At 67.5% G+C, this 10,456-nt stretch carries 4 protein-coding genes; all 4 read left to right on the forward strand.

Annotated features, from left to right (window positions below; all coding sequences use genetic code 11):
* Positions 1-22 precede the first annotated feature (22 nt).
* A complete protein-coding gene (locus ACIBW7_RS13210) occupies positions 23-6,082 on the forward strand; it encodes an SDR family NAD(P)-dependent oxidoreductase (protein WP_397046474.1) in 6,060 nt (2,019 codons plus the stop codon).
* Entirely contained in the window at positions 6,079-8,214 is a 2,136-nt protein-coding gene (locus ACIBW7_RS13215) for a beta-hydroxydecanoyl-ACP dehydratase (protein ID WP_397046475.1), read from the forward strand. The genes ACIBW7_RS13210 and ACIBW7_RS13215 overlap by 4 nt, the downstream gene beginning before the upstream one ends.
* The gene (locus ACIBW7_RS13220) at positions 8,211-9,773 is read left to right on the forward strand and encodes a PfaD family polyunsaturated fatty acid/polyketide biosynthesis protein (protein ID WP_397046476.1); all 1,563 of its coding nucleotides are present in this window, start codon (positions 8,211-8,213) and stop codon (positions 9,771-9,773) included. Before ACIBW7_RS13215 ends, ACIBW7_RS13220 begins: the two co-directional genes overlap by 4 nt.
* A gap of 77 nt (positions 9,774-9,850) precedes the next feature.
* A partial coding sequence (locus ACIBW7_RS13225; RefSeq protein ID WP_397046477.1) for an SGNH/GDSL hydrolase family protein occupies positions 9,851-10,456 on the forward strand: 606 nt, incomplete at its 3' end.

Here is a 10,456-nt window from a genome sequence, read left to right on the forward strand (position 1 = left end):
ACCCGGTTCGAGAGGAACTTTCGTGACAGACGACAGACGCCTGGCGCGCAACCCGATCGCTATTGTCGGGATGTCCGGGCTGCTGCCCAACGCGCACAACCATCGAGAGTATTGGCAGAACATCGTCGACGGCGTGGACTGCACCATCGAGGTGCCCACATCGCGCTGGAGTCTCGACGATTACTTCGACGCCGATCCGGACGCGCCGGACAAGACCTACTCGCGTCGCGGTGCGTTCCTGCCCGATATCGACTTCGACCCACTGGAATTCGGGCTGCCGCCCAATCAGCTCGAAGTCACCAGCACCATGCAGACGCTCAGTCTCGGTGTGGCGCGCGATCTGCTGATCGATGCGGGCGCGGTCGATTCCGCCTGGTACGACCCGGGCAAGACCGGCGTCGTGCTCGGCACCACCGGACCGGTGCCGCTGATGCATCCGCTGGCGGCTCGACTTTCGACACCGGTGTTGAAGGAGGCGGCGCGCTCGGTCGGGCTCTCCGATGCCGACGCCGATGCGATCGCCGATAAGTTCGTCGCGGCTTTCGCGCCGTGGGAAGCGAATTCGTTCCCGGGCTTGCTGGCCAATATCACCGCGGGCCGGGTCGCCAATCGGCTCGGCCTCGGCGGCATCAACTGCACCGTCGACGCGGCATGTGCGGCATCGCTTGCCGCACTGCGGACCGCCATTGCCGAACTGCAGGACGGCCGGGCCGACATGATGATCACCGGCGGTGTGGATACCGAGAACACCATCTTCATCTACATGTGCTTCAGCAAGGTGGGGGCGCTGTCGGCGAACGGACAGATCAGCCCGTTCTCCTCCGATGCGAACGGCACCCTGCTCGGCGAGGGCATCACCATGCTCGCCCTGCGCCGGCTGGAAGACGCACGTCGTGATGGCAATCGGATCTATGCCGTCATCCGCGGCCTGGGTTCCTCCAGTGACGGCCGGGCGAAGAGCATCTACGCGCCGCGGGCGGGCGGGCAGCGGGTCGCCCTCGATCGGGCCTATGCCGACGCCGAATGCTCACCGGCGGATGTCGCGCTCATCGAGGCGCATGCGACCGGTACGCCGGTCGGCGACAAGACCGAGCTCACCGCGCTGAAATCACTGCTGTCCGACGCGACTTCGGAGTCCCGCTTCGCGGCGCTCGGCAGTGTGAAGTCGCAGATCGGGCACACCAAGGGTGCAGCCGGTACCGCCTCGGTCATGAAGTTGGCGCTCGCACTGCACCAGAAGGTATTGCCGGGCACCATCAATGTGGACGCACCCAATGCGGAGATCGCGCCGGACGACGCGCCCTATTACGTGAATACCCGGACGCGGCCGTGGATCCGGGATCCGCAGCGTCCGGTGCGCCGGGCGGCGGCCTCGGCATTCGGATTCGGCGGCACCAACTTCCACGTCGTGTTGGAGGAGGCCGACTCCGGTCGCACCGAGCCGGTATTGCACCGCACCGCGCGGGCGCATCTGTGGCATGCGCCCGATGTGGCCGGGCTGGTGGACGCGGTCCGCAGCGTGGATGGTGTCGACGGCGGCGATATTCCGGAGGATCACTCGCGCATCGGATTCGTCTCGGTCGACGATGAGAATGCCGCACACCTGCGGGCGCTCGCGGTGGACGAACTGGTGCGCAATCCCGAGGCCGTGGCGTGGGATCACCCGGAGGGCGTGTACTTCCGGGCGTCGGCGCTGCCGGAGCGCAAGATCGGTGCGCTCTTCGCCGGGCAGGGCAGCCAGTACGTCGATATGGGAGCGGATGCGGCACTGAGCAACCCGGCGGTCGGCGCGGCCTTCGATGCGGCCAATATCGCATTCACCGGGGCGCCGGTGCGGCTGTCTTCGGTGGTGTTCCCGCCTCCCGCCTTCGACGAAGAGACATCGTCGGAGCAGGAAAAGTCTTTGCGTCGAACCGAATTCGCGCAGCCCGCGATCGGTGCGCTGTCGTCCGGGCAGTTCCGGGCGCTGGCGGAGTGCGGGTTCCGTGCGAACGGATATCTGGGGCACAGCTTCGGTGAACTCACCGCGCTGTGGGCCTCCGGTGCGGTCGGCACCGAGGACTTCTTCGCCCTGGCCCGGGCGCGCGGTGCGGCGATGACGCCGGCCGCCGGGGTCGAGGCCGGGACCATGGTGGCGCTCGGCGCGTCGCGGGAGATCGCCGAGGAACTGCTCGCCGGTGTCGACGATGTGTGGATCTGCAACCACAATGCGCCCGATCAGGTCGTTGTCGGCGGCGGGCCGGAGGGGATCGCCGCCGTGGTCGAGCGGGCCGGTGCGCGTGGGGTGGCCACTCGGGCACTGCCGGTGTCGGGTGCGTTCCACACGCCGTATGTGGCGCATGCTGTGGACGCGTTCGCCGGCGCGACGGCGGCGGTGACGATCGCTGCGCCCGACGCGCCGGTGTATGCGAATACCCCCGATGCCCGCTATGGCGATGATGTCGCGGCCAATCGCGCGCTGCTCACCGGACAGCTCAGCAAGCCGGTCGAATTCGTCGCCGCGCTGACCGCGATGCGTGCGGACGGCTGCACGGTATTCGTGGAATTCGGGCCGAAGCAGGTGCTGACCTCATTGGTGCGGCGCACCCTCGGCGACGATGTCGTCGCCATCCCGACGGATTCCGGTCCCATCGGCAATAGCGATCTCGCGCTGGTACGGGCGGCAGTGCGGCTGGCCGTGCTCGGCTTCGGCCTGCACGGCATCAATCGGCACGCCGCGCCTTTGCCCGCTGCGCGCACCTCGAATCGTGCGATGACCGTGACGATCTCGGCGCCCGAGTATGTGCCCGAGAGCCGGCGTGCGGCGTATGCGGCCGCACTCGACGACGGCTATCGCGTCAGTGTCGCCGCACCAACTCCTGTCGACACCGTCGTCGATCCTCAGCCTGAAACGCTGCCCGTGGCAGCAACTTTCGCCGAACCAACGGAGACGACCGTGTATCAGCCCTACGACTCGGGCTCGGACGCACTCGACAGTGCGCTCGTGCAGCACCTACAGACCCACCGGCAGTTCCTCGACGGGCAGCTGGATATGGCCCGCAACCTGGCCGGGGCGCTCGGCAATGGATCGCTCGACGAGGCGACCGTGCGGGCGATCGAAGCCGTGAAGGATCACGGTGTGGCGATCAGTGAAAGTCATTCGCGGGCAAGTGAAGTGCTCGGGCAGTTGGCGGAGCTGGAGGGTGGTTTCGCGCCAGTTGCGCGGACGGCGGCGGTGACGCGGCGGGTGGAATCCACTCGGCAGGCGGCCATCGAGTCGGCGCCTGAGCGTCGGCCGTTGGCTTCGGGGGGCGTCGGCACATCGGGTGCTGCCGAAACCAATGCGGCGCATTCGGGGATCTCCACCAACGGTGGACCGGTCACTCCGGAGTTCAACGGTGGCGCTTCCGCCGCTCCCCAGTTCAACGGTGGCGTTGCCGCTGCTCCCGAGTTCCAGGCTGATGGTGGCGTGGCTGCTACGGAGTCCGGCGCGGCATCCAGCGCTCAGGCATCCACCGACGCACTGCTGAGCGCGTTGCGGGAGGTCGTGGCCGAGAAGACCGGGTATCCGGTGGAGATGGTGGATCCGTCGATGGATCTGGAGGCCGATCTCGGGGTGGATTCGATCAAGCGGGTTCAGGTGATCGGCGCACTCCAGGAAAGGTTTCCGGACTTACCCAGCCTCGGTCCGGAGCAGCTTGGCACGCTACGCACAGTGGATCAGATCGTCGACGAGCTCGCGACGTCGGTGGGTGGTGATGTCCACCCAAAAGCTGAGGCCGCGGCCGAAACGCCGCGGTATGCCGTCGAACTGATCACCCTGCCGTCGCTGGACCGGGCCGTTGCCCCGTATCGCGAGGGCGGTGTGGTCGCGCTGGTCGACCTCACCGGCCAGGCGGATGCAGACTGCGCCGCCATCGAATCCGTGCTCACCGAGCAGGGCTGGTCGGTGCACCGGACGGATTCGGCAGGCCTGTCGGACCTCGATTCCGTCGATGTCTGCCTCGCGGTGCTGAGCTGTGAGTTCGCCGATTGGGAGGCCGCGCAGCGGTGGCTCGGCGCGGCCGTGCTGACCGCCGGTCATGCGGTGCCGCGCCTGGCGAAGACCGCTGATCGGGCGGCGTTTGTCACCGTGACCCGGCTCGACGGTCACCTCGGCTTCCGCGGCACGGCCGGTCCGATCGCCGCACTGCTCGGCGGTGTCGGCGGTGTCGTGAAAACCCTTGCGGCCGAACAGCCCGCGCTGTTCTGCCGGGCACTGGACATCGACCCGGAAATCACACCGGCGCGACTGGCCGAGCTGGTCACCGCGGAGTTGCACGACGCCGCACGTGACACGCTCGAGGTCGGTATCGATGCGGCGCAGCAGCGCAGGGCGCTGGTGCCTAGTGCGCATGCGCCCGCCCGTTCGGTCACCATCGTGCGTCACGAGCAGGGTCCGAGTGTGCTTACGGCACAGGATGTTCTGCTCGTCACGGGTGGTGCGCGTGGCGTCACCGCCACATGCGTCCGGGCGCTGGCACAGCGGAGCGAGGCGCGCTTCGTCCTGCTCGGTCGCTCTGAGTCGACACCTGAACCGGACTGGGCTGCGGGCATTTCCGATACCGAGCTCAAGGCTGCGGCGGTGCGCGCACTCGTCGGTACCGGAGCAAAGCCGCGCGATATCGAGCGTGCGTGCGCCCAGGTACGGGCGACCCGCGAAATCAGCGAAACCCTGACCGAATTGGGTTCGCGGGCAGAGTATCTGGCCGTCGACGCGACCGACGAGGCGGCGGTGCGCACCGCACTCGCACCGTGGCGCGGCACCATAACCGGCGTCGTGCACGGGGCAGGTGTGCTGGCGGACTCCATGATCACCGACAAAACTGCCGAATCAATCGAGCGGGTACTGGATCCCAAGATCTCCGGGCTGGCCACCGTGCTGGCCGCACTCGGCGAACTACGGCATCTGGTGCTGTTCACCTCGGTGGCCGGACTGTTCGGTAACGCGGGTCAGGCCGACTACGCGGCCGCGAACGAGGCACTGTCTCGATTCGCGGTGAGCTATCGGCGCCGCCATCCCGACTGCCACGTCACCGCGATCGACTGGGGTGCCTGGGACGGTGGCATGGTGACGCCCGAACTGCGCGAGCATTTCCACGCTCGCGGCATCGCCCTGCTGGACCCCGAGACGGGTGCGGCGGCCTTCACCGAACAGTTCACCGCGGATCGCCGCGACGACGCGGTAGTACTGATCGGTCCAGCCGAAAGTCTCACGGGCGATTCGGCAGTCGATCCACCCGCGATGCAGGCTCGGCGGATCATCACCGGGCTCACCGATGATCCGATTATCCGAGCGCACCGAATCGGCGAACATATCGTGCTACCAGCCACATTCGGCATCGGGGCGATGGTGAATCTGGCCGAGCGCAGCTTGCCCGGCCGAATGGTCATCGGTGCCCGGGATTTCCAGGTCCTCAAGGGAGTCGTGTTCGACCATCCGGTGGATGAACTCGAACTCGATCTCGTCCCCGGCGAGTCCGTCGATGGCCTGGCGCTGGTCGAGGCGACTGTCCGCAGTGACGATGCGCTGCACTTCCGGGCGACACTGCTGCTGGCTGCCGAACCCGATCAGCCGCCGACCATGACGATCCCGACCGGATCGGTCAGCGACGCGAATATCTACCGCGATGCCATCCAGTTCCACGCGCCCGCCCTGCAGGGCCTGCGCACGGTACTGGCCGCATCGGACGAGGCGATCGTCTTCCAATGCGCCCTGCCCGCCGCACGAGTGGCCGACGGCGCCTACGCCGGTCGCCTGCACGACCCGGTCGTGGCCGATCTGATCCTGCAGGGCCCTCCCGTACTGGGCTACCGACTCCTCGGGGCGGCCTGTCTGCCACTGGGTGTCGGCCGCGTGGACTACTACCGGCAGCTGCCAACGGACGAGCCGTTCCTTTTGACCGTGGACAACCCGCGGCCCGGCAGCTTCGATGTCCGGATCGACGCCACCGCAACAACATCGGATGGAACAGTGCTGCAACGCTTCTCGGATGTCACCGTGGTGACGACGCCGGATCTGACCGCGAAATTCCAGGCTTCGGTGCGGGGGTGGTCGGCATGACGGTGATCGAGTTCGACGGGGTGCCGTTCGATCCGGTCGGCACTGCTGCCGTCCGGGGCGCGTCGGCTGCGATGCACGAAAGCTCTGCGTTCCGCGAAAGCTCTGCGGTCCGCGAGAGCCCGGAGATGTACGAGAGTTCCGCGGTCCGCGAAAGCCAGGCGGTCAACGAAAGCCCGGCAGTCCACGAAAATTCGGCGGTCCACGAACGCCTGGCGGTGCACCGTAGCCCGGCCGCGCGCCAAACGTCTGCGGGCCATGAAACGCCAAGGATGCACGAACCGCCTGCGGTGCAGGAAGTTGCGACCTCGACGGCCGTAGCAAAGGCACGTCCGCAAACCCCTGGCCCGCTCACCGAGATCCGTTCGGGAGTCGTCGCCGCCCACCGCGCCGCGCTGACCGCCCAGGTCGCACTGCAACGGGCGATTTGGCAGCGGGCGGTGCACCCGCAGGTCCCGGGGACCGACCATGGTCACGGCGGCCCGTCCATCTCCGGTGCACGCATCGCCGCCGCGCCGGAGTGGACATTCAAGCCGCTGGCCCGCACCACTCGCACCAGCCTCGATCGAACAGCGCTGGCGCGCCTCACCGAGGGCGATGTCGCCGACGTATTCGGATATCGGCGCTCCGGCGTCGAATCCGTGGCACGACTCGCGGCGGCGGGCCCCTTGGTACTCACCGATGTCGTGGCTATCGAATTGCGCGGCGGCACCGGAAACGGCCGCTTGGTCGCGCATTTCGACGGCGATACGCGAACGGCCGCGGTACAGGCGGCGGAGGTATTCGCACTGTTCACCGGCATGCAGCTGTGCCTTTCGCGGAGCACGCTGGTGAGCGAGCCGGGCACGACCGAAAGTAGAACTGGCACCGTCGAATTCGTAGTCAGGGAAATCGACCTGGTGCCCCGGCCGCATGTCACCGGCACCGCGACCATCGCGGGTTCCGCTCCGCTAGAGGTCACCGTGACGGTGACCGAACCGGCGGGCGCGGGCGTCGGCCCGGGGGCCGCCGTACCTGGCCTACTGCTCAACGAATTCCACATGACCCACCTCGCCCGCGGCGATCAAGCCATCGCCATGGGGCACGAATTCGCCGAATACACCGGCGTCCGAGCGACCCGCCTACCGACGGGCGGGCTGCTGCTGGTCGATCGTGTCATCGAATTCGACGGTGCCCGTGGCAAATTGGATGCCGCGACGTACCGCACCGAATACGATTCACCCGCCGATTCCTGGTACTACGGCGATACCGCCAACGAATCCATGCCGCATTTCGTGTACATGGAGACCTCGCTGCAGGCGGCACTGCTGATGGGCTACTACGCCGGTCCCACCCTCACCCAGCCGGGCGTCACCCTGAGCCTGCGCAACCTCGGCGGCACCGCGACCGTCCTGCGCCAGGTAGATCTGCGGGACAAGACGATCGAGCAGACCTCGCGCCTGCTGTCGACGACGATCCTGCCCGGCTCGTCACTGCAGAATTTCGACTACACACTGAGCGTGGACGGTGAACCCTTCTACACCGGCGAGACCATGTTCGGGTACTTCAGCGACGAAGCACTGGCGAACCAGACCGGCCTCGACGCCGGACGGTCCGTCCCGACCTGGCTGGACGAGCATCCACAGGCCACCCGCACCATCGATGTGGCCGCTCGCCGAGCGGATCCGGATGCCCGGTTGTGTGCCCGCCGAACCCTGGCCCTGATCGACCGGATCGACGTGGTCGACGGCGGCGGAAAATACGGTGCGGGATATCTGCATTCACTGCGCGAAATCGATCCGGCCGATTGGTATTTCGCCCGCCATTTCCACCTGGACCCGGTGATCCCGGGATCGCTCGGAGTGGAATCGGTCATCCACGCCATCCAGGAGTGGATGCTCGACGCCGGATTCGCCGACACCATCGGCGCTCCGGTCTTCCGCATCCCCAGCGATATCGCCTTCAGCTGGCGCTACCGCGGCCAATTCCTGCCGACCGACGCAACGGTGCGGCTGGAGGCCCACATCAAGGAAATCCGCAGGGGCGCAAGCGGTGTCACCGTGATCGCGGACGGTTCGCTGTGGAAACCGGGTCTGCGCATCTACGAACTGGTCGACCTGGCAATCGAACTCGGTGAGCGAGAGGAGCGGCCGTGACCGCATCGTCAACCACCGTCGTCGCGGAAACCGCCGACGACATCACGGCAGTACTGCTCGACGTGCGGCAACCGTGCTGGATCGTGCGGCACGACGGCCGGGTGGGCGCGACCTCGGATGCGGCGGTCGCGGCACGGTCGCAGGTGCTGACCGCGGTCGCGCCGCTGCCGCCGGAGTTGCTCGGGGACAGGCAGTTCCACGCGACGCACGGCGTGCGCGCGGCATACGCGGCAGGTGCGATGGCCAATGGCATCGCCGCTCCGGCTTTGGTGACGGCGCTGGCGCGTGCGGGCTACCTGGCGTCATACGGTGCGGCCGGGGTGACACCCCCGGCCGTGGATGCGGCGCTGGCCGAACTCAGTTCGCTGGGAAAGCCCTTCGCCTGCAACCTGATTCACAGTCCGTCCGAACCGGCACTGGAACGCGCGATCGTCGATTCCTGCCTGCGCCACCGCGTGCGCTGCGTAGAGGCCTCGGCGTTCATGGGCCTGACCACCGAGGTTGTGCGATACCGAGCGGCGGGCCTCGGCATCGACCGACACGGCCAGATCGAGGTGCGCAATCGCCTGATCGCCAAGGTGTCCCGAGTCGAGGTCGCCGAACCCTTCCTGCGACCGGCACCCGTCGCCCTCCTCCGCCGACTGGTCGAATCCGGTGATCTGACACCGGAACAGGCCCGCCTGGCCGAGCAGGTGCCGATGGCCGACGACATCACCGCGGAAGCAGATTCCGGCGGCCACACCGACCGCAGGCCACTGCTCGTGTTGTTCCCGGAACTGGTCGCCGCGCGCGACCGAATTGCCACCACCGTGCCCGCGGCGGCGGCGGTGCGGATCGGCGCCGCGGGCGGTATCGGCACCCCCGCTGCCGCGGCGGCGGCCTTCGCGCTCGGCGCCGCCTATGTGGTGACGGGATCGATCAACCAGGCCACCCGCGAGGCGGCCCAGTGCGAAACAACCAAACAGCTACTGGCCCAAGCGGATTTCGCCGACTGCACAATGTCGCCGTCCTCCGACATGTTCGAACTCGGTGTGCAGGTCCAGGTCCTGCGCCGAGGCACCATGTTCGCCGCCCGCGCCCAACGCTTGTACGACACCTACCGCGCTCACGCCGGATTGGACGATATCCCCGCCGACCTACGCCGCGACCTCGAGGCCACGCTCTTCCGCCGGCCACTGGAGACGGTATGGCAGGACTGCGTCGCCTACTTCACCGAACGTGACCCCGGACAGTTGGTCGGCGCAGACGAAGATCCAAAACGCAAGATGGCCTTGGTATTCCGGTGGTACCTCGGGTTGTCCTCCGGCTGGAGCATCCGCGGCGAAGCCGACCGGACCGCCGACTACCAGATCTGGTGCGGCCCCGCCATGGGCGGCTTCAACAATTGGGTCGCCGGAACCTACCTGGCCGCCCTCAACAACCGCCATGCGGCCGACATCGCCGACCAAATGATGCTGGGCGCCGCCTATCTCACCCGAATCGCCCAACTCCGCACCGCAGGCGTACGCCTCCCCGCCGAATGCACCCGCTTCGTGCCGCGACCGATGGAGCGCCGATAGCCACGTTCGGAACCGGAGCCGGCCGGTAGACGGTGAAGGCTTGAGAAAAACATACGGTCGACCGTATGCTCTCGTTTATGGAGCAACAAACCTTCACCGAGGCGGTCGACCCGTTCTGCCTGGACCAGGCGGATGCCGCGGCATTGCTGACAGGGGCCCCGTGGGGCAGGTATGCCGTTGTGGGAGACAGCCTTTCGGCCGGAACCGGCGATCCCACCCCGGGCTACCGGAATCAGGGCTGGTCAGACCGAGTTGCTGGTGTCTTGCGGTCGGTCCGGCCGGATCTGGACTACCTCAACGTCTCCGAGATCGGGGCGACAACCGCCCAGACGCTCGAGAACCAGGCGGCCCGCATGCTCGAGTTCGCCCCGGACCTGCTCCACGTGCCATGCGGGGCCAACGACATCGTGCGGCGGAAACCGGACTTCGGTGAGATAGAGCGAACGCTTCGGCAGATGTACGACCTGGCGAAGGGGACCGGCGCCCTGCTGACCACTTTCACGCTCGGCAGGGCGTATGTCGTGCCGGTCTTCCCCGACTGGCCGGAGCGGATTGCCGCGGTCAACGAGATCGTGCGCGGGCTGGCTAAGGGGACCGGCGCCCTGCTGACCACTTTCACGCTCGGCAGGGCGTATGTCGTGCCGGTCTTCCCCGACTGGCCGGAGCGGATTGCCGCGGTCAAC

Source organism: Nocardia sp. NPDC049526, from assembly GCF_044465765.1.
GTDB lineage: Bacteria > Actinomycetota > Actinomycetes > Mycobacteriales > Mycobacteriaceae > Nocardia.